At 64.2% G+C, this 19,924-nt stretch carries 22 protein-coding genes and 1 pseudogene; 10 read left to right on the top strand and 13 right to left on the bottom strand.

Annotation, left to right across the window (positions count from 1 at the left end):
- Positions 1-133: 133 nt before the first annotated feature.
- The 4 genes from E1292_RS17005 to E1292_RS16990 form a co-directional block, all read right to left on the bottom strand.
- Positions 134-1,501, bottom strand: a complete 1,368-nt coding sequence (locus tag E1292_RS17005) for an ISKra4 family transposase (protein ID WP_281284042.1) — start codon at positions 1,499-1,501, stop codon at positions 134-136.
- A gap of 169 nt (positions 1,502-1,670) precedes the next feature.
- A complete protein-coding gene (locus E1292_RS17000; RefSeq protein WP_132596187.1) occupies positions 1,671-2,264 on the bottom strand; it encodes a hypothetical protein in 594 nt (197 codons plus the stop codon).
- 597 nt (positions 2,265-2,861) lie between these two features.
- On the bottom strand, positions 2,862-4,232 hold the full coding sequence (locus E1292_RS16995; protein ID WP_132596186.1) for a hypothetical protein: 1,371 nt from the start codon (positions 4,230-4,232) through the stop codon (positions 2,862-2,864).
- Positions 4,233-4,501: 269 nt separating this feature from the next.
- On the bottom strand, positions 4,502-6,112 hold the full coding sequence (locus E1292_RS16990; RefSeq protein WP_165974588.1) for an ice-binding family protein: 1,611 nt from the start codon (positions 6,110-6,112) through the stop codon (positions 4,502-4,504).
- A 694-nt stretch (positions 6,113-6,806) separates the two neighbouring features.
- Between E1292_RS16990 and E1292_RS55415 the strand changes: the two genes are divergently transcribed.
- Positions 6,807-7,676, top strand: coding sequence for a L,D-transpeptidase (locus E1292_RS55415; RefSeq protein WP_342775663.1), 870 nt, complete (start codon positions 6,807-6,809; stop codon positions 7,674-7,676).
- Between the two features lie 189 nt (positions 7,677-7,865).
- Here the strand turns inward: E1292_RS55415 and E1292_RS16980 are convergent, their stop codons facing one another.
- Together E1292_RS16980 and E1292_RS16975 are read right to left on the bottom strand one after the other, a co-directional pair.
- Positions 7,866-8,084, bottom strand: a complete 219-nt coding sequence (locus tag E1292_RS16980) for a hypothetical protein (protein ID WP_132596185.1) — start codon at positions 8,082-8,084, stop codon at positions 7,866-7,868.
- A gap of 804 nt (positions 8,085-8,888) precedes the next feature.
- Positions 8,889-9,152 (bottom strand): GntR family transcriptional regulator, encoded by a 264-nt coding sequence (locus tag E1292_RS16975; protein WP_246090159.1) that lies wholly within the window; start codon positions 9,150-9,152, stop codon positions 8,889-8,891.
- 99 nt (positions 9,153-9,251) lie between these two features.
- Here E1292_RS16975 and E1292_RS16970 point away from each other — a divergent pair, with 99 nt between their 5' ends.
- Positions 9,252-9,437 (top strand): hypothetical protein, encoded by a 186-nt coding sequence (locus E1292_RS16970; RefSeq protein WP_132596183.1) that lies wholly within the window; start codon positions 9,252-9,254, stop codon positions 9,435-9,437.
- Positions 9,438-9,468: 31 nt separating this feature from the next.
- On the opposite strand, the gene E1292_RS16965 is transcribed toward E1292_RS16970, so the two are convergent.
- Complete coding sequence (locus E1292_RS16965; protein WP_132596182.1) at positions 9,469-9,690, bottom strand: hypothetical protein; 222 nt, start codon at positions 9,688-9,690, stop codon at positions 9,469-9,471.
- Between the two features lie 901 nt (positions 9,691-10,591).
- Here E1292_RS16965 and E1292_RS16960 point away from each other — a divergent pair.
- Both E1292_RS16960 and E1292_RS16955 read left to right on the top strand, forming a co-directional pair.
- Positions 10,592-11,029, top strand: a complete 438-nt coding sequence (locus E1292_RS16960) for a hypothetical protein (protein WP_132596181.1) — start codon at positions 10,592-10,594, stop codon at positions 11,027-11,029.
- A gap of 148 nt (positions 11,030-11,177) precedes the next feature.
- Positions 11,178-11,504, top strand: a complete 327-nt coding sequence (locus E1292_RS16955; RefSeq protein ID WP_132596180.1) for a hypothetical protein — start codon at positions 11,178-11,180, stop codon at positions 11,502-11,504.
- Between the two features lie 19 nt (positions 11,505-11,523).
- Here the strand turns inward: E1292_RS16955 and E1292_RS16950 are convergent, their stop codons facing one another.
- The 3 genes and pseudogenes from E1292_RS16950 to E1292_RS16940 form a co-directional block, all read right to left on the bottom strand.
- Positions 11,524-12,057: a hypothetical protein gene (locus tag E1292_RS16950; RefSeq protein ID WP_246090156.1), complete on the bottom strand. Its 534-nt coding sequence runs from the start codon at positions 12,055-12,057 to the stop codon at positions 11,524-11,526.
- Positions 12,058-12,110: 53 nt separating this feature from the next.
- Positions 12,111-12,197, bottom strand: a pseudogene (locus tag E1292_RS55775) (hypothetical protein); the annotation flags it as partial.
- 136 nt (positions 12,198-12,333) lie between these two features.
- Positions 12,334-13,110 carry a transposase family protein gene (locus tag E1292_RS16940; RefSeq protein ID WP_132596177.1) on the bottom strand — a complete coding sequence of 259 codons (777 nt, stop codon included), beginning with the start codon at positions 13,108-13,110 and terminating at the stop codon, positions 12,334-12,336.
- Between the two features lie 643 nt (positions 13,111-13,753).
- On the opposite strand from E1292_RS16940, the gene E1292_RS16935 reads away from it, so the two are divergent.
- Entirely contained in the window at positions 13,754-14,215 is a 462-nt protein-coding gene (locus tag E1292_RS16935) for a hypothetical protein (RefSeq protein WP_132596176.1), read from the top strand.
- 580 nt (positions 14,216-14,795) lie between these two features.
- Here E1292_RS16935 and E1292_RS16930 read toward each other — a convergent pair.
- The gene (locus tag E1292_RS16930; protein WP_132596175.1) at positions 14,796-15,329 is read right to left on the bottom strand and encodes a flavoprotein; all 534 of its coding nucleotides are present in this window, start codon (positions 15,327-15,329) and stop codon (positions 14,796-14,798) included.
- On the bottom strand, positions 15,326-16,654 hold the full coding sequence (locus tag E1292_RS16925; protein WP_246090155.1) for an XRE family transcriptional regulator: 1,329 nt from the start codon (positions 16,652-16,654) through the stop codon (positions 15,326-15,328). Before E1292_RS16925 ends, E1292_RS16930 begins: the two co-directional genes overlap by 4 nt.
- Positions 16,655-17,058: 404 nt before the next feature.
- On the opposite strand from E1292_RS16925, the gene E1292_RS16920 reads away from it, so the two are divergent.
- Positions 17,059-17,340, top strand: coding sequence for a hypothetical protein (locus tag E1292_RS16920; RefSeq protein ID WP_132516197.1), 282 nt, complete (start codon positions 17,059-17,061; stop codon positions 17,338-17,340).
- Positions 17,341-17,632: 292 nt separating this feature from the next.
- Positions 17,633-18,325 carry a GntR family transcriptional regulator gene (locus tag E1292_RS16915; RefSeq protein WP_220446878.1) on the top strand — a complete coding sequence of 231 codons (693 nt, stop codon included), beginning with the start codon at positions 17,633-17,635 and terminating at the stop codon, positions 18,323-18,325.
- Here E1292_RS16915 and E1292_RS16910 read toward each other — a convergent pair.
- Positions 18,310-18,636, bottom strand: coding sequence for a hypothetical protein (locus tag E1292_RS16910; RefSeq protein WP_246090154.1), 327 nt, complete (start codon positions 18,634-18,636; stop codon positions 18,310-18,312). The genes E1292_RS16915 and E1292_RS16910 overlap by 16 nt on opposite strands.
- A gap of 213 nt (positions 18,637-18,849) precedes the next feature.
- On the opposite strand from E1292_RS16910, the gene E1292_RS16905 reads away from it, so the two are divergent.
- Genes E1292_RS16905 through E1292_RS16895 form a run of 3 tightly spaced genes read left to right on the top strand, consistent with a single transcriptional unit; the run spans position 18,850 to position 19,853 of the window.
- Positions 18,850-19,275, top strand: a complete 426-nt coding sequence (locus tag E1292_RS16905; protein ID WP_132596172.1) for a plasmid replication, integration and excision activator — start codon at positions 18,850-18,852, stop codon at positions 19,273-19,275.
- Positions 19,276-19,542, top strand: coding sequence for a hypothetical protein (locus E1292_RS16900; protein ID WP_132596171.1), 267 nt, complete (start codon positions 19,276-19,278; stop codon positions 19,540-19,542). It begins immediately after the preceding gene.
- Positions 19,539-19,853 (top strand): hypothetical protein, encoded by a 315-nt coding sequence (locus E1292_RS16895; RefSeq protein ID WP_132596170.1) that lies wholly within the window; start codon positions 19,539-19,541, stop codon positions 19,851-19,853. The genes E1292_RS16900 and E1292_RS16895 overlap by 4 nt, the downstream gene beginning before the upstream one ends.
- Positions 19,854-19,924 lie beyond the last annotated feature (71 nt).

The raw sequence follows: 19,924 nt of genomic DNA, 5'->3' as shown, positions 1-19,924 counted from the left end.
AGGAGACCGGCCACATTCTCACCCGCCGAGCCCTCGGGGCTTGCTTGAGCCGTGGTGCGGGGAAAGCCCGCTTGCCCGGTTCTGAGGGGGCGGCGGCACGGCAACGTGCCGCCGCTACCCGACACTGAGGTAATCAGGCCGTGAGTTGGTGTCCGTCCTGGTAGCGGGTCTGGTGGATGCGGTGGTGTTCTTGCTGGAGATGGAAGGTCCAGTATGGTTCGAGGTGGCCGTTACTGATCACTACGCGGAGTTTGAGGACTGCTTCGGCACCGTCCAGGCCCCATCTGGCGCCGGTGATGTTCAACCTGTCGGCGACGAGGTGCCTGCACGCCCCCTCAACGATCCCGGTGGCGATCGGCCAGCCCGCCGCGAGCGCGCCGGCGTAGTCGAGGTGGCCGCGTTTGGCCGTCAGATATTTCGCGCACGTCTCGATGCCTTTGCGCTGCTCAGGGCTCAGTCCGGCGGTCCGGGCCTGGCAGCGCAACTCGGCGAGGGTTTCTTCCAGCCGCCCGGACAAGATCGCTAGGAGCTGGATCGCGACCCAGCGTTCGGCGGCAGGGTCGCCCGGAGTGTGCAGCGACCATGCCGCTTTCCAGACATAGTCGGCGACATGGATGGCATCCACCACGATGTGCACGTCCACCTGATGTCGCCTCGCCTGGGAGTGAACCAGGTCGAGCTGGTGACGGTCGCCGTCGACCAGCACCACCCAGCGTCTGCGGTGCTGAGGGTCGCGGGCGGCGGCCTGATCGAAGGCGTCCGCGATGACCTGCTCGGCCGAGCGTTCCACCGAAGCGGTCAGCCACTTGCCGGTCGCCTTCGGCCCCGGCCGCCGCCCCGGCCCGTTCTTCGTCGCGGTGCCGGAACCGGACAGCGTGATCACGTCGTGAGGGCGGCGCACGGCGGGTTCGGCATCGTAGACGGCCGCGACCGTGGCCATCCTCTTGCGTCCGCTCTTCTCCCCGCCGGCCAGCCGGGTCCGGTAGGTGTTACCGCCCTCGACCGCGGCGGCCCTGCGGGTCGCCGGCCGCAACGCCTCGGGGCGCATCGGCACTCCCTTGCCGTCACAGCTGATCACCAGCAGAGTGGCCGCGGTGCACGGCAGCGGCACGCGGGCCTCGTAGAACGCCTCGACATCCCGGGCGGCCGTGATGACCAGCCGCTCGACCTGCCGTTTGGCCACCACGTTCCCGCAACATCGCCTGATCGCCGTCACCGCGTCATCGAACGAGCCGCGCACCGCCTCGACCACGGCCCGTTTACGCAACCCGTGCGAGTGCCGCCCGGCCGGCAGGTTCAACCGCGCGTCGGCCGGATACAGATTCGCCGTCCCGCCCGCGCGAAAGGCCGCCCGGCGCACCGTCACCGGGCCCACCACGCTGGCCAGGCACCGCTCATGCCCCGTCTCGATCACGCGATGCGCCACTCCGCCGGCATCCACCATCACCCGGGCCGCCCGCCTGTCCGCCCGCCCAGCGATCTCCTCCCGAGTCGCCTCCACCCGACGGCGAGCCGCGGCCTCACGCCGCGCCAGCTCCTCCAGAAACGAGACCCATCACGGCCACCTCTCGCACTCCCCTACCGAAACGGTAGAAGACACGAGACATCCCCACCAGACCTCAGACCACCAGCTCAGGGGCTCCCTGGAAAGGATCCACACCCTTCCTCGATTACGGGGAATGGCCTTTGACGTGGGACAAAGGCCGACGTCTAGCCCGGCCGTACCTACGCGGACCCCGTTGACGCACCGGAGCGGCTTGCGGATCGTAGCCAGCCCATCGAAACGAGACGATGGCCACACCGACCAGGGTCGTAACCCCACCGGAGAAAGAGGCAAGGAACATCGTCAAGGACTCGACATCCGAATCACCAAGCCTGGCCGATCCTCCATCGACCCAGTTCATCGTGGCCCAGGCCTGCGTGGCGACGATCGCTCCGAACACGGTCGTGATCGCACCCAGGACGTAGCCAGGGGTGCGCGTCCACGATCCCGTGGCGGCAAGGACCCAGCCCACCACCAACCCGACAGGCACGGTGAGGAACTGGCCGAGTACGAACGCCATCAGAGCTGCGAGCCGTGCGTACTCGAAGCCGTCGCCTTGTTGCAGCCACAAGAGCGGCACTGTTATGACACCGCTGAGAAGGCCGATCGCCAGCAACCGGAGCATCGCCACGTACAGCATGATCGTGGACTCGCTCGTTGTTGTGTACCCCAGCTGAGCCTGTAGCTGTATTTCGTAGCTGTACAAGATCAAAAAGGCCACTTCCCGATCATAGGAAGTGGCCTTCGAAGTGCAGTGGAGCCTAGGAGAATCGAACTCCTGACTTCCTGCTCGCAAAGCACATCGAACATCAGTTCGCAGTGGCCGCGCCAGCCCTGTGACCAGTGGCGTGAGTGCGGGACTGTCCGCCAACGTTCGTGATCGACCACGGCGATTGTCACTCAGCCTGTCACTCAGCCGACCTCGTGACAGGACGAAGCTTGGAAACACCATGGATGCAGTCGCCCGGGCCGCATGCGGCCTGCGAGCCGTTTCCCGTACGACCCGCCTCCTGAGCCACACCGCACCGGTGTAAGACAGCAACGAGGCTCCCGGGGCGGGGCATCGGATCTTGGTTGACTGCTGTCTTATCGGGAGCCTCCTCTAGCCGCCACCGTTCTGCGCCAACCCACTGTGGCCAGGGCTGTCAAGTCGGAAAGGGCTCACTTGAACCCGGCCACCGCGCCCGCCCAACCGTCCGCTTCTCGACTCCTTTCGAGGAGGCTTTCACTCAGCGTTATATATCGACATGACCGCGCTACGACGGCCATCACCACCATCGCCGAGGCACCAGGGGAGATCGTGACCTGGATCGCGGTCTTACCAATGAACGGCCCTGATCCGGGCTGTCGCGAAGCCCACCCAGGTGCGCAGGTGTCCTACGAGCCGCAGCAGCGGCCCCGCCAGCAGATAGACACCCACAGCGAGACCATAGGTGAGATAGATCCACTGACCAGTACTCAAGGGCTTGCCTCCAGCCACGAACGGATACCACAATGCGCTGAACTCCGGCGTGTAGAAGCAGATCGGAGCCTCGTACTGGCCAGCTCCGTCGGGCCAGCACACCTTGGGAACGTCGACGTCTCCGAACACCGCGCCGTTGAGGCCGGCCCAGATCGACAGCCCGAGTGCCAGCACGGTGACGAGGTCGGCCCCAGCCGAGTCCCCCGGCCGATGGCACCGCACGGCAAGCGCGAACGCCGCAGGAACCGCCGCGAACAGCAGATATCGTGGCCCCCAGAACGAGGAACCGCTCCATGACCAGTACATCGCGTACAGCAGCAGCAAACCGATCACGAACGCCAGCCACAATTCGTAGAGCTGTCGACCGGCGGCCAGGTCGCGCAGGCGCTGCCGTACGGGCAGGAACAGACCGGGCGCGAAGAAGAGCAGGCCCTTGCCGAAGGAGAGGATCAGCGACAGCAGCCCGAAGAAGATCGGATAGCTGAAACCTGGCAGGCCTGAATACGGCATGATCGTGCGGTTCCCCCGGTCGTCCCCCTCATAGCCCGTAGCGAGTGGACTGCCACGACGCAGCCACGCCTCCGCCATCACCAGCCCGACCGCCGTGAGCACCGCCAGCACCCAGCGCAGTCGCCGGACGTCCCAAACCCACTTGGCGACCATCATGATCAGCGCGGGCAGGGTGGCGGGCGTGTTGGCCACCCCGATGGCGACCGTCAGCCATCCCGGCCACGTTCTGCCTCCGACCAGCGCAACAGACCCGCTGAGGACGAGGATCGCGGTGAACATCTCGCCGTTGTATCCGAGCTGATGGTGGGCGAACATCGACGCGAAGATCAGCAGCAGGATGAACCTTCTCAGAAGCGGCCGGGGCAGCAGGTCACGGAGGGCGAACCAGACGAACACCACCCCGCCGACAAGCAGAAAGAGGTTGTAGCGCAACGTCCACCAGTCCGGCGACCCCCCGATTTCCCCGATCAGCCAGAGCGGCGCCGAGAACAGCGGCCCGACCATCGAGTACTTCCCTTCCGGCACCGCCCCCTGTTCGAGCAGAGCCGTCAGTTGGTGGTAGCGGACCGAGCCGTCACCCCAATCCAACCGGGGCAAAAGAAAGAGCATTCCGGCGAACCCGATGATGATCAGAACTGTTTCGACCGTGGCGGCCAGGCGATTGTCGACCTCGCGAGGCACACGCTTGGTTGGGCGCTCTGCGGCTCTGATGCTCACGCTTCAAGACCATGACGGGTTGCCGATCAAGAGAGAACCAAAGACACGGCCCGGCATCATCACAAGCGACTGGTCTTGTCTAGGGGGATCTCTATCTCCATTCGCCAGCGGCGATGCGAGGGGTGGAGTGCGCGCGAGCCCGTACTGAGCGACGCAGGCACTTTTCGGGTATGCCCACTACGTGCCAAAGCGATGATTGTTGCCGGCTTCTATTCTTTATAGAAGCCGGCAACTTCACTATTGACACCCTCTGTCAACGGACAGAATCTTCAGCCAGCCACCCGAAGGTTCCGCTTGACCAGCTTAGGCATGGGGGCCATCGCCAGCCCCTGAGCACTGGCCATGCGGAACTTGACGTCCTCCAAGCAGAACTCCTCGTCGCAGGACCCATGGCCGCTGTCCCCGTCGCAGTGCTCTGCATGGCAGGGCTCCATGTGGCAAGGCTCGTGATGCCCGGAGTCGTGAGACAGCTCGTGATGGCACCGTCCCTCATCGCAGGCCTCGTGCTCCCCATGGTGGGGAGATTCCACGTAGCACCCCTTGTCGCAGGCCTCACGGTACCCAGAGTGGGAAGACTCGACGTAGCACCCCTTGTCGCAGGCCTCACGGTACCCAGAGTGGGAAGACTCGACGTAGCACCCCTTGTCACAGGCCTCACGGTACCCATAGTGAGAAGCGTCGACGTAGCACTGCCACTTGCCGCAGGGCTCGTGATAACCATGATCGTAAGTACATGGCTGGGGCTTGCTCGGCTTCTTGGTCGGCTTCTTGGTCGGCTTCACGGTCGGCGTCACGGTCGGCGTCACGGTCGGCGTCACGGTCGGCGTCACGGTCGGCGTCACGGTCGGCGTCACGGTCGGCGTCACCGTCGGCGTCACCGTCGGCGTGACCGTCGGCGTGACCGTCGGCGTCACCGTCGGCGTCACCGTCGGCGTCACCGTCGGCGTGACCGTCGGCGTGACCGTCGGCGTCACGGTCGGCGTGACCGTCGGCGTGACCGTCGGCGTCACGGTCGGCGTGACCGTCGGCGTCACAGTCGGCGTCACGGTCGGCGTGACCGTCGGCGTCACAGTCGGCGTCACGGTCGGCGTGACCGTCGGCGTCACAGTCGGCGTGACCGTCGGCGTGGGCGTCGGCCCTTCGCACTCCGCGATGTTGACGGTGTTGGTGTCGAGGCTGACCTGACCATTACGGGCCAGCAGTCGGCCGTCGACGGTGGTGCCTGTGGTCGCCGAGATCGAAGCCAGGGCAAGAATGTTGCCGACGAAGGTGGAGTTCGTTCCCAAGGTCGCGGAGCTGCCCACTTGCCAGAAGACATTGCACGCTTGAGCACCGTTGATCAAGTTGATGTTACTGCCCGATGCGGTGATGAGCGTGGAAGAGATCTGGAAGATGAACACGGCATTGGGATCACCCTCGGCGTCGAGAGTGAGCGTTCCTGTCAGCCCGATTGAAGAGCTGGAGGCGTAAATGCCATGTGTGAGAGTCTGACCGCCGAGGTCGCCTGAAATACTAGTGGCCGGTGTGCGGCCGGCGGCATCGTTGTATGCGATCGTCAAGTCGGATTGCGCCTGAAGGGCTACAGCGTCGGCAGCGTGCTGCGCGCCCAACACGATGCCGGGCGGGAATCCGACGATCGCGGTACCCGGGCTCACTCCCAGATCCCCCGTAATGATACTGGGACCGGTGTTGGTGACCGTGGTCCCCGCCAGAACAGCGAAGGCGCCGGCTGTTCCCAGATCGACTGGGGCTACTTGAGCGGAGCTCTCGCGGGATTGCACGAGAAAGAATGCGACTAGGACCGGGATGAGTATCAAAGCCGCCGCCATACGGGAAAGCCCCGGCAGCCTTAGCAAGGCCTGTTTACAGGTTCTGTCCATTTAGCGAGTCGTTCTCCTTGCAGAAGGGCATCGGATACGCCCGGTTCTTGGTGTCCACAGAAAGCGAGACGTTCAACTGCGCGAGATACCGAACTTTCAGACTTGCCATCAGACCGGTGATCACGGAATCGCAAGAGCATCACCCCGCGACTTGGCACGCTAGTCGTAGAGGTAAGCAATAGTGAGCACCAACGCTTAAACAGAACATAAAGCTCGATCAATATTGGTATGGCCTACACTCCGCATCCTAATGAGTGTTTGGGCAGGTTTGTCGACTTTGCCGGTTGCATTGAGCAAGTCACCACGACAGGCGAATGGGGACGACAGCCGCAATTCCGTAGACCTCGAGGCCGGACATGACTGGACGGCACCTTCACCACCCACACCGATAAACATGATGTTATCGGCGCACATGCGGCGCACGTCATACATCGCCCAGACAGACGCGTACTCGGCCAGGCGTGGCCGGAGGCCATCAGCCAAGACGCTGTGTCACAAATCAGCGAACACAAAGTCGATCGACGAGTCCTGGCAAATCTTTACATTCATCCGGCCGGAGGGGAGATGATGAGCAGTATTCGCTGGTGCTATATCTGGAGCCGCGGAGCCGCGGAGCCGCGGGCGTCCATCATTGCGTCGACAGCGCAAGATGAGGGGGTGATGCCACCACCCTCTCGATATCAACCGTCGAATCATGGGAGTTTTTATGCGTGATCGATTTCACTTCGACATGCTCGGTCGTGTGACCGCTTGGCGCATAAAGATGATTGCGTACGGCGTGGTAATAACGATCACACCCTTGGCCGCCTCTTGCGGCACAGACACAGACGTGCCGCCACGTGCTGTAGCACCATCCAAGGCCGCGCAAGTGATCAGACCTGTATCCGTGTCAGCAGCAGAAGTAGCACGGTTGCCGAAGGCGACAACCTTCACCCGCTTGCGCGGAGCTCCTAAGGACTCGACCCACAACAACCCGGGATCTGGGGTTGTGACACATCCCACGGCACCACAGATTGTCTATGCCCAACCAGGTGGGCGACCACTGGCGATATTGCCGACCACTCAAATGGGAAGTGAGACCTGGGTTCCGGTGGTGGGGAAAGCGCCGGGATGGGTTCGTGTTCTGTTGCCGAGCCGGCCGAACAAGTCGACAGGATGGATCTACAGTGACGGCGGAGGGCTGCAGAATGCTTACAGCCCTTATCGGGTGGAAATCAGGTTGTCCGCTCACAGGCTCACCCTGTTCAAGGCCAATCACCGGCTCCGTTCATGGACAGTGGCCGTGGGGGCTTCGGCCACCCCCACTCCGACAGGACGGACGTTCCTGCTGGCAGCCCTGTCTCCGCCCAAGCCGACGTACACCCCACTGATTCTGCCGCTGGGCCTGCATTCGACTGCCCTTGACAACTTCGATGGCGGGCCCAGCACGATCTCCTTGCACGGCTGGCCGGACGCCAGCGTGTTCGGTCGGCATATCAGCCATGGTTGCGTACGGGTTCCCGCAGCTGCACTGCGCGTGTTGTCCCGCATACCGCTCGGCAGTCCGGTCCTGATCACTGCTTGATCTTCACAACGACATGTGCTGGACATCGCCTTTGCGACGGCAAATGCAGCCTTCCGAGCCAGCTAGGCATCCAACTTCGATCATGCCGATCGAGAGAATGACAACCGGCCCTGCCGGCCTTCCACTTCGCAAAAGCGACGGAATGGCCGAACAGGGCCGATCGGCGTAGAGGTTGACACCTCAAGATTGCTAGCAGATGTTCTGAACGCCCCCCGGGCCAACGGATCCCATGTTCTCGGGCGCAAGCAACGGAAGATTGATCTGCAAAAGCTGGTAGGTCATGGCATGGGCGGGCGGATCACAGGGGGCGATGGCGCGACTGGCTGAGGCAGCGCCCGCGCCCAGCATTGGCATAGTCAGTACGGCGGTGGCAGCAGCCAGCGCGAACATGCGGGAACCGAAACGCATGAGCAGTTGATTCCTTCCTACGATGGGGTCGCGACAACACTACTCACCTCAATGAGGCGACACCATGCTGAACATCCCAAGCAAAGCTAGAAACCGTTCAAGAACTTAGTGTGGAAATACTTATCGTCTTCCCATGCACCACAGCTGGCCTTATCCCTTGGCCAAATGTGTCAGATTGTCCAGGAGATATGGCAGCAACGCAGAATATGCCTGGCCAGAATGGACGCGGACGGCTAGTACGACCGTCCGGAATCACCATGGCACCCTTACGCATCGGGAGTAGGCGCCGCTGCGGGAGAAAGCGCAGTTAGGCGCCTTACCAAATGCCCGATCGGCCAATATACGTCCTCGACGCGGCGGGGTCCGCCCATGCAGTGTTCCAGCCATTACACGGTCGCCATATCGACGCGGCCGGGGTGTCGAGGGCACGGATGATGCGCTCGTACGATCCGGCATCGGGGGCCAGCGCCGGCAGGGCGAGGGCGGGACCGGCTTGGGTGCCAAAAGACCACATCGGCGCTTCGCCACCCCTTCCAGCCCGTGCTTCGCACGGAGAAGCGCTGCAACATGTTGGAGCCGCACTTCCTGCGCGCAGCGCAACTGGCAGGGCGCGCGAAGCACCTCTTCGTCTTCCGTCGTCGGGGGACAACGGGGACACTCGCCGCAGAGAGTGTCCCTTTTGATCTTTCTTCTTTCCCCTGGTAGAAGCCGGTCGAGGGACCCCGGGGACACTGGAGACCCTTCCGTCCCGAGAGTTTCCTACGCGGTGTGACATGACGACGCCGGGAGCAAGCGGATCTGCGATCAACTGGTGTTGCGGTCTGCCGGTTCGGCGTCATCCTCGGGAGGCTTCGGACCGGCGAACGAGCCCAGACCCGGGACCGTGTAGATCACGCCTTCCTCGCGAAGGTGCGCGATCACCTTCCGCGCCGTTCCGCGCGCGATGCCGAACTCCTGGACCATCGATTGCTCGGAGTCCACCAGGTCGCCCGGCGACATGGCCGCGATCCGCCGGCGCATCTCATCGGCCACCTGTCGCCACACGGGGCGATCCTTCCGGAACTCCATCACAGCTCGACCGTAAGCAGGCGTGTACGTGCTCGGAAATGCAGATACGTTCATAAACAGGCATGTACGTGTATGGACGTGTGACGGTAGAGTCAGCGCATGGCCGAGTTGGAGCATCCCGACTTCGACGCGTGGCAGGAGGAGTCCGGCATGTACAGAGCGAGGCATAAGAGGACGAAGCAGGAGATCGAGGCCGACACATGGCGTCGACTCGAACTGCTCGCGTGCGCCGTACAGATCGGGGTCATGCTAAGCGAGTCCGCCGGTGTCCGCGATACCCGATGAACCCCTGGATATCGACTGGACAGCGTACGACTCACGAGGGACACGCTCCCGCGTCCGGGAGTTCGTAACACACGGCGCGATCGAGTACGAACTCTGCCTCGAAGGTGGGCAGTACGTCATCCGGCGAACCGATCGGCGGCGCGCGAACCATCCCACGGTTGTCGAAGCTGGTCGGAATCAATGCCGTCAGGCCATGCTTGAGCTTCGGCGGCTCATCGTCGAGGGATACGCCGACTAGCTTCGGTCGCCTCACCCACTGTCCCTGACCTGCGCAAACGATGGCCATTCAGGAAATGATCTTCCTAGGAGCTCGGCGCAAGTTCAGCGTGGGGGCGGCACAGGGTCATGCCGCCGGACCGGCAACGGAACCCACCCTGGGATATGGAGATCACCCACCCGACTAACTGGAGGTTGAGACATGGTTGTTCCTCTCCGAGGTACCGCCTTCCTTGACCAATACGACGCTGCCAGCGCAGACGCGCGGAGTGGTCCAGGGGCGGCGATCTCAGTCGCAGGGCCTTATCATCCCTGGCTTGCTGGGTACGTGGCCCAGCTCCAGCGGGCCGTGCGCGCACGAGTCGGCGAGGCCTGCTCCCATCTGACGGCGCCGACGGTGATACACGCGGCCGTATGGGCGCCGGGCCGGCTCGTCTGCTCTGCTGCACCGCCCACCTTGTTGCCGCCTCCCCCGCATGTGATCACTGCGGCAAGGTCACGGACCACGTCCGCACAGGGCTATGCGTCGTCGGCCCGCCCCAGGCCACATGCCCAGGCGCCGGGTAGCAACGAGCCACTGCGCGGAGCGGAACGCCCGTCGTACGACGGTTAGCGACTCCCGGAGAACGATCGCTGCCGGACGACGACCACGGGTGGGGTGCGTGACCACGGGACCCGGTAGTCACTCACTTAGTCACTCTCCCCCGCCGAGTGCCCCTCAGCGGGGGAGAGTCTTCCCTGGTGGAGCCTAGGAGATTCGAACTCCTGACTTCCTGCTTGCAAAACGGCCCGATTTTCGAGCGCAACCGCCTCGACCTGCGCCGAAGGCAGTCCGCGAGTGACCATGATTGACCGCTGCTGACCGCCCTTAGTGGCCCGCTAATGGCCCGACGATCACGCCTTGCGCTCACACTGCGATCGATGCCACTCTGACCGGCGTGTACGACGAGAACCTGGTGGGCCTCTGGGACAGTGGGCCCTACGACCTTGGGTACATGGAGACCAGTTGGTTGGGATTTCTGCCGGATGGCCGTGGCTGGAGTGCATGGGAGAACGCCGCCGGTGGCATCGAGGTTGGCCGCTTTCGTTGGCATTGCCCAGAACCTGCAACCCTGGAGTTGCGCTACGAATGGCAAGTTTCCGGTGGATGGCAAGACCCAGGAGATGCATCTCGATTCGGCTCGATCGACAGCCAAGGGCCAGACCACGAAGTGCTGAAGATCAGCTACGTTATCAGGCCAGATGTGACGATCTCGGAGCCATTCACCGCTCTTCACCTGGGCCAAGATGTCAACTTCTGCTCGGCCTACGGTCTGCACCGGCGTGAGCTCTCATTCCAGGACGACCCTGCTTACCACCTCGCACCATGGCAATAGCCATCGGGTCATCGCGGGCTCGGCCGAACTACGACGGCTGCACAGGGCGTCACCCGTTCGGATTCCAGGATTCGAGCTTCGTCGACAGGGACTACGGTGGACCGCACCAAGGCCAACTACTTCGGCCCCATTCCTGGATGGAAAGCTTTTGATCACAGGTTTCGACACCGTGCTCGTGGCTCAAGGTCCCGTCCCGACGGCGATTGAGCGGTTCTTCGACCGGTGGTCCGCGCGCTGGCCACAGCCCCGGATCGCGACTGTCGGCGAGGCCTCCGGCGAGTTTTTGCCGTGGACTCCCGGGGCAATGACATGGGCAGAGTCCACGGACGAAGTGTACGTGGCACGCGACCAGGAGATGCTGGCACACTGGGACGAGTTCGGCTACGCGCTCGACATCCGGGAAGAGGGACCCTTTGCCCTGATGTACGAGCCAGCGGAATGGCGGTCCCTGAAGGCCTTAGCCCAATGCCGTTAACTTTGATCATCTCTGCTGATCAAGCGGCATTGTCGAGTTCTTGAACGTTGTTGTCCGGGGTGGGAAGGGCGTGGACGGCCGCGTCCGGCGGGGTATCGGGTTCGGCAGGTTGTCGCTGGTCGAGAAGCCACAGGGTGATCTTCGTGCGGGGCGGGAGGGGCTTCTTGGCCCGGTCGCGTTGTTTGGGGAAGCGGCGTCCGGATCGGCGTTGTTCGCGATGGAAGGAGTGCGTCCGCCGGGTTTCGGGCAGCAGGTGACGCGGGTCGGTGATTTCGTAGATGACGTCGTCGACCAGGTCAGCAAGCGCTGAGGGGGAAAGCGCCGCCTCGTCGGAGACGTGGCGGCGGACGGCCTCGACGGTGCGGGTGAAGGAGATCCGGTCCGGGTCGATCGCCGCGCTCTCGGCGGCGGTCGCGATCAGGTGGCGGATCGCCTGATAGACACAGAGCAGGGCGTAGATCTCCTGGCGGACCATGTCCGGGGATTTCGAGCGCAGCAGTACGTCAGGGCCGCCGCGCAGCCGGGTCTCCACCTCGCCGATCGCGGTCTCCAACTCCCAGCGTTCGGCGTAGCGGCCGGGAACTCCTCCAGCGTCACCAGCCGCGCGGGCAGATCCCGTCTACGCAGCTCACGAGCGTCACAGGTATCGACCGCAGCATCGACCATGTCCGGCGGGTACGCCGCCGTGAGCACGCCAATCGCGACTCGATCCGGCAGCCCCGGCTCCCGACCTGCCCTTACCCGCTGTCCTGCTCTCACCACACGAAGATCATACCGGCACCGCGACCATCTAAGTTAACGACATTGCCCCACTGAACCTATTTCAGCCTCACGCGGCCTGCTGGGCTACACGATGGTTTTGAAGGATGGCGATGGCCTTGCAGAGGTGGCCGGCCTTGGACGGGCTGCAGCGTAGCTTTCGGAGGATCTTCCAGCTCTTCAGCTGGGCATTCGCGCGTTCGCCGGGGCCGCGAAGCTTGGCGTGGGCACGGTTGGCCTGCTTCTGTGACTCGGGCTTGTCCTTGCCCTTGTACGGGGTGAGCACCGGGCCTTCGGCCCCTTGGTAGGCCTTATCCGCCAGGGTGACGATGCCGGCCTGCTCCAACGCACGCAAGATGCCCCAGATGCGAACTGCGCTCAGATCATGGGCCTTGCCGGGCAGAGCTCCGGACGTCCAAAGGATCGTCCCGTCCGGGGAGGCGATGACCTGTACGTTCATCCCGTGTACCCGGTGCTTGCCGGAGAAGTAGGGCCGGTCCGCCTTGATCCGGTCGGTGCGAATCAGGGTGCCGTCCAGCACCAGGTAGTGCAGCCCGTCCCGCTTGGCCTTGCGCAGCGCCTGGCTCAGTTTCGGCGAGCGCGCTGACAGCAGGGCTACCGTCTCTTCCACATACCGCCATGCGGTCGCCGCTGATACTCCGAACCCGGCGCCGAGCTCGGCATAAGTTTCGCCCTTGCGCAGGTAAACCAGCACCAGCAGGGCCTGCTGAGCGGGGTTGAGCCGCCGCCAGAGCGACCTCATCGTCTTGCGGTGCCGTCGAATCACCCCGGCGACGTAGTTCAGGGTTCGATGCGACAAATCAACGGCAGCACGGTAGAACAGCACCTGAAGCTCCTGGTGGCGACGGTGTGGATTGTGGTGATCAACCCGTCTACCAGGAGCTTCTTTACGTCATCGGTTGAACACCGGCATCGCGATCATGCTGTGACTAGGCCTCTCGCCGCGGAGCCTGAAAAGGGTTCACTGGTCGAGGAGTCGCACGAGGCTATCCGAGACCTTCTCGCCTGCCCGTACGGACTCGTCGATGGGCCAAATAGTACGTATCGCAGACATGCCGATAGGTGCCCAGTCGCAGCATTAAGTCGCGGTGGACATCACGATCGGTGGTGCGCTCCAAGCGCAGTAGCACGTGGTTCATGGTGAGAACTCCTGTCTAAACGAGGCCCCGCAACAGCGCCACCCATGCTTGCCGCCTATCATCTAAGTTAGAATCAGTGGTATAATGGTGCAAAATAATCCCAGGCTTGCGCCTGACAATACAGATATCATGAAAATAACGAAAATTGTGGCCCGCAGAATAACCGCAGACTGGTCTCGTCTTTTTCCTGCGTTCACCGTGTGGCAGTCGCTCCGGCTTATGCGCCGCATTGGACCCGTGCTACAGGGAATCACACTCGACCTATCCACTAGCGGGGAGTCGTATTATCCTCATGCGCATGTGCACGCGCTGACTAAGGATTTCCCGGTTGTGTCTCTCGACTTGTCACAGAGACTCATAACGGCGGCGGGTGTGGGGGAGGGCATTCCTGCCCGTCTCCATGGGGAGAGGTTTGAAGATGCCGCGCGTCGTCTGGAGGCGCAGAGTCAGCTGCCCTTATGGGAGGCGCCAACGCTCAAGCAGATCGTCCACGAGTATCGACGCCATGCCCTGGATGCCCAGCGCTGGCGCCTGCCGAATGCCGAGCCCCAATTAGAGGACAGTGTGCTCGTTCCAGCGGCTGCTGGGAAGCACGTACTCGCAACAGAAAGCCTTCGGCTGGTGTCACACGTCGCTTCGGGTTGGTCGAAACTGGAAGCTCCGCGGGGCTGGGAAAGAACCTCGGATTGGCTGGATTGGCTGGCGGCCAGGATGCATGATACCGAGGGCTTGACGGTCACCGTGGAAGAGCAGATTCTCCGACACAAGTTGTCGGAGGTGCAGACGGCATGAGTGAAATTTTACATTTCCCGGCAGTGGCGCGACTCAACGAATCGCCGGTTGGCGGTTGTACTCGAAATGGGTTATTGCAAGCATATTGTATGCCTCCTCAGCGCCCGCGATGACGAACACCGTTGCCCTTCGAACGGATCTTGTGGCGTTAATTCCGCCCAGAGGACTACGAGATCTACAGAGGCACTAGCGAAGCACACAAGGATCCAGCATTATGTGCACCCGCCCGCTGCCGCCCCCAGGACGAAGGCTCCTTGTGACCTATGGTCGTGCTCTCACCAGCACGGTGATCAGACACGTTTCCGGTGAGCCAGGGTGAGGAACGAACCCTGGATCGTCGATCGCCCCCAGCAATCTACGGCGTCCAGCCATGCAGTGGCGATCGAAGGGCTGCATCTGTGCGGCGGCACGGCAACCCCGGCCGGAGCGTTCGGTTGGTACGGCGGGCTGGCGTGCGGTGCCCGGCCCGGTGTCCCGCCGCCGTTCGGGACCGGCCCCCAGGCCGCACGCCCGGACGGCGGGCGGGCGGAGGGCCGGGGGTACGGCGGCGCGCCGCGCCGCCGTCTTGATACCTAAGGGATCAATTCGGCAAGTTTTCGAGTGTCAGTGCCCAGGGGTAGGTGTCGATGCGTTCGGCGCCGGAGCTTGGTGGGTGTGGTTCGAACTGGCCGGGGCCGAGCAGTACGTGTACGCCTTCGGCGCGGAGCTGGTCGACGCTGCGTTGGAACGGGGTGCGGGAGGCGAGGGCGGTGTTGACGAAGGGCAGGATGATGACGGGGATGCCGAGTCCGGGGGCTTCGGAAAGGACGCCGAGTGCGTAGGTGTCGGCGGTGCCTTGGGCGAACTTGTTGATGGTGTTGTAGGTGGCGGGGGCGACGATGATGGCGTCGGCTCGGGGTGATTTGGGTTCGTGGGGTTTGCGGTACTGGCTGCGGACGAGGCGGCCGGTCTGCTTCTCCAGTTCGGCAACGTCGATGAAGTCCAGCGCTGACGGGGTGGCGATGATCTGGACGGTCCAGCCTGCGTCTTGGGCGAAGGTGACGAGGCGGCCGACGTCGGGGGCGGGTCCTGCGGCGCAGACGATGATGTAGAGGACCTTGCCGGGTTGGGTCACGCGTTGACTCCCAGGGTTGCCGCGTACTCGCGGGCGTCGCGGCGGACGCTGATCGGGGCGGTTGCCAGGATGTCACGTACGAGCCGGAGGGCTGTGGGGCGGCCGGTGACTTCTTCGGGGGCGATCTCGCCTGCGGCGCGCAGGATGTGCAGGGCTCGGTCGTGCTGGTTGCGCATGAGGAAGGCGCGGGAGGTGTCGAGGAGCAGGGTGGCTTTGCGTTCGTTGATCGGGAGCTGCTCTAGTTCGACCTGGCGGGCGTAGTCGATGGCGGTGCCGGCGTCGCCGAAGCGCAGGGCGACGTTGACGCGGTGGCACAGGACGTTGTTGGGGCCGAACGCGGTCCACATGTGGTTGGCGTCGTGGCCGAGTCTGGTTCCTGCTTCGGCGGCTTCGTCGAGGAGTTCGGCGGTGGTGTGGCGGTTGCCGGTGCTGGCGGCGGCGATGGCTCCGCGCAGCAGTAGTGATCCGTAGATGGACAGGTCGTCCGGGGAGGGTGCGGACAGGTCGGCGTCCATGCGTTGGGCTGCGCCGCGTGCGGTGTCGGTGGCGGCGAGGTGGTGTCCGCCGTCCATGAGGGCATGGGTGATGATGCGGGAGCTGGATCCGATCATGAGCGGGCTCTGGCTGGCGTGGCCGGCTTGGACGCTGCGGTCTGCGGCGAGCCAGGCGAGGCCCTTGTCTTCCTGTTTGAGCAGGATGGAGGCGGTCACGTGGTAGGCCTCGGCGGCCAGGGCGTGGGCTCGTAGCCGGTCGTCGCCGTGCAGGGAGGTGCAGGCGGCGCGGAGTTTGCGCAGGAGGGCGGGCAGTTTGGCGGTCACCTGGGCGTACCGGCAGGCCTGGTAGTTGCGTTTGGCGGCCGAGACGGCGTCGGCGAGGGATGCGAGGTTGATGGGGCCGTCTGGCGGGGTGGAGTAGTCGACGAGTGTGGCGGCGATCTTCTCGATATCGAGGTCCGCGGTTCGGGTGGCTGCCTGTGGGGCGAGTACGGCGCTGAAGAGTGCTGCTCCGGTCAGGCCGACGAATTCACGGCGTCGCACGTCCTCGTCCTCTCCTGGTCCGACGAGATCCACCACGCTCGGCGCTCTTGTGACGCTCTCGACCGTTGTGGAGGTCTTTGTGAGCGTACGTGCGCGTCTGGTGGGGGTGAAGCCCAGGTCTTCCGGGTCGAGGTGGGTGACCTCGGTCAGTGCCAGCCGGTAGGGCTCGCGGGGCCAGGTGACCTCGCCTGCTTCCCAGCGGCGTAGGCGTTCCTCGTCGCAGGTCAGGGCGTGCTTGATTCCGCTCTTGCTGAGGTTGACCATTTTGGCCATTTCGGCTCGGGTCAAACCGGCATTCTGGCGCCAGTTCCGAAGTCGCTCATTTGGTGTCGCTTCGGGCATTTCTGGCCTTCTTTCCGAGCGGAGATCGAAAAGGGGGTTAAGAGGGGGGCCTATCGGCGGGTCCCCTCATTCTGCTTTGCCGGTGGACTTGCCATCAATCAACAACGTAAGTGAAGCGGACTTCCGCCGCAGGAAGTACCGGAAACGACTCGCGAGGAGATGGCGACGGTGACCCGGCCAGACGAGAACTGCGAGGCAAGCCCCTGCCCTGCGTGCCGGGGACGTGGTTACAAGCTGACAAGCTCGCGCCGCGCTCTCCTGATCAGCACTGACGGGGAGGAGGCGGAACGGATTGGGGAGCGGAAGTGTCTCGACTGCCTCGGCGACGGCCAGGGCGAAGGGAGCGGGAGATGAATTCGATCATGCAGGCGGCTATGAACGGCTTCGGCCAGCAGGACGAGGCGAACGCCCTCATCCGGCTGCGCGACGAACTCGTGAGCCTGCGCGTCCGGGCCGAACTGCGCGACAACAACAGTGCGCTCATGGTGCACCGTCTGGAGCACGGGCTACCGGTGTGGGTGTTCGTCGGCTACGGCGGGACCCACTACTCGTGGCAGAACGCCGAGAAGCGTCATCCGGTCGATGACGTGAAGGGCGCTGCGAACGTCTTGGCGGAGTACGTCGCCAAGTAGCAGGCAGGCGCGGCGGGGCAGTGACGGCACCCGATCGAGGGGATCGGGCGGCTTACCCCCTTCCCCGTCGCGCCTCACCGCCCGGCGGACGGTCGAGTCCACGCCCGGATGAAGGGTCCGCCCCCGGCCCCTCCGCCGACTGTCTGCCGGGCCATCATCTCGTGTGCGCTTGTGCCGTGACGTGGACACGGTGCGCCAGGCCAGGCTACGCTCAAACTTGGTAAAACAACCTGTCGGGTGTTGGACGGTCATCATGTCGCTAGAGTCCGTGCCGCCGAAGTATGCGCAGCTTGTGCAGGCCCTTCAACGGCGTATCGAGTCGGGAACCTACCCGCCCGGCTCCCTGCTCCCCAGCGAGCACCAGCTCATCCAGGAGTTCAGCGTGTCCCGGCCCACGGTGGTCGCGGCGCTGCGGGTGCTGCGTGAGCAGGGCTGGATCGAGTCGCAGCAGGGCAAGGGCCGGTTCGTACGCGGCCGTCCCGCGATGGCGTCAGTGGAGTCCAACCGTCCCGGACAGGCGTACCTGACCAGCCCGGAGACCGACAACCCTGGCGAGCTGATCGAGGCCGGCGCCGTAGCCCTGCCCAACCGGGTGGCGACGCTGCTGAAAACGGCACCCAAAAGCAAAGCGTTCCTGCGCCGGCGGTTGGTGCTGCGGGAGGGCGAGCCGAGTGAGCTGGTCTCGTTGTGGCTGCCGCTGGAGTTGTCAGAAGGCACCGACCTGACCAGTGGCGAGCCGTTGCCACAGGGCATCCGTGAGCATCTGACGATGCGAAAGGGAGTGCGCTTCGATCACATCGTGGAGCAGATCACCGCGCGCATGCCCACCACCCAGGAAGCCAAGCAGCTCGGCATGCCGAAGAACGTGCCGCTGCTGGCCGTCTTCGGCGCGGTCCGTGACGCCTCCGGGCGTCCGCTCGCTGTGGTCGAGGTGCTGCTCCCAGCCGACCGGCACGAGCTGGAAGACGCCTACCCGGTCGCGTAGGGAACCACGACGACCTGATGGGGGTCTTCGTAGACCACGGTGCCGGGGTCGATCTCCTCGACGCGCACGCATGCGACGCCGTGGGCGGCGAGGATCGCCAGGTAACCGGGCACGCGTTCGAGGAGATGGGTCGCGGTCGGCCTGAACCAGGCCGTGGCCTTCGGGTTCAGCGTGCGGTCGTAGACGTGGGGGTCGACGTCGCTCGGATCGATCAGGTTCGCGTGGAACCAGGCGTGGTTCTCCTCCTTGAAGCGTGTCTCCTCCGGCGATAGTTGGCCGTGTTTGGCCAGGCCGTTGATGAGGCCGAACACGCCAGGGTGGACGCCTCTCGCGTTCGGGGCAGGGCTCTGAAACCTCACGTACACGCCCCTGATCATCCGTGTTTGCGCGGGGTTGTCGCTACCGAATCGGTAAGAGGTCCGTCACCACCGACCTAGTCACTTGACGTAGCAAGTTTGTGCGGCCTATTCTCAGAGCATCACTTGATAGGTCAAGTGTCAGTCAGTCAAGAGAGGAGAGCCATTATGGCTCTGCAAGGCCCCATCCCCGTCACCTTCGCCATGGTCTTCCCGCACGGCTGCTACATCGTCGGCGAGGTCGAGCCCGTCAAGGACTTCGACGCCTCCGCCAACGGCCGGTTCGTGCAGGCCCGCGACAAGCAGACCGCAGAGCTGGTCTGGCAGGTCGCGGTCATGGACGGTGACCCAACCCTCAAGCCCGCCCAGAAGACGGTGGCGGTCAAGATCCTCGCGCCGGTCCAGCCGGTACCCCCGTCCCCGATGGCAGGGCTGCCGTTCACGCCGGTCGAGTTCGACGGCATCACCGTCACCCCGTACGTCAACGCCGCCGGACGGCTCGCGTACTCGATCAAGGTGCGTGAGATGCACGCACCCCGCCAAACCGCACAGCCCGCTCCGAGCAAGGCTTCGGCCGGAAAGGACGCCGCCTAAATGACCCGCCGCCGTACCCCACGTACGAGCGTGATCCGGCTGACCACCGGGCACGCCGCCCGCACCCTCACCCACCCCTACGCCCGCCGCCAGCCCGTCCTGGCGCTCGACTTCGGCGCCACCTCCGTCCTGGTCACCACCCACGGTCCCGCGACGGTGGAAGACCTGGAGTTCGCGCGCCAGCTCGCCCGCGAGGCATCCCGCTTCGCCCGCTCGCTGGAGCGCAGCCTTCACAGCCTGCCCGACGGCACGGGGGTCGCGGCATGACCCTCGGCCCCTACACCTACCTCACCCTGTCCATGCATCCCGGCTGCGAGCCGCACGTCGGGATCTCCTTCCACACGCCGCAGCTCAAGGTGCGTGCCGGACTGCTGCTCAGCAGCCCGCGCCCGTACCTGGAATTCAGCACGCACGAGGCCGACGTACACATCTCCACCACCGGGGCCGGACCGGTCACCGACACCGACCTGGCCAACGCTCGGGAGATCTTCAACGCCGCCGCTCGCTACCTGGCCGACTGCGAGCAGCTCCACGCCGAACAACTGGCCGACAAGGACGCCACCGACACGGCGGCCTGACAGCAGGCGGGGCCGCCAGAAGCGGCAACTTCCGGCGGCCCCCTTTCACATCTCTCCCCTGACTTGCTCCA

The sequence above is a fragment of the Nonomuraea deserti genome (genome assembly GCF_004348685.1).
Taxonomy (GTDB): Bacteria; Actinomycetota; Actinomycetes; order Streptosporangiales; family Streptosporangiaceae; genus Nonomuraea; species Nonomuraea deserti.
The sequence above is the reverse complement of the archived record's forward strand: the minus strand, read 5'-3'. Positions and strand labels throughout refer to the sequence as shown.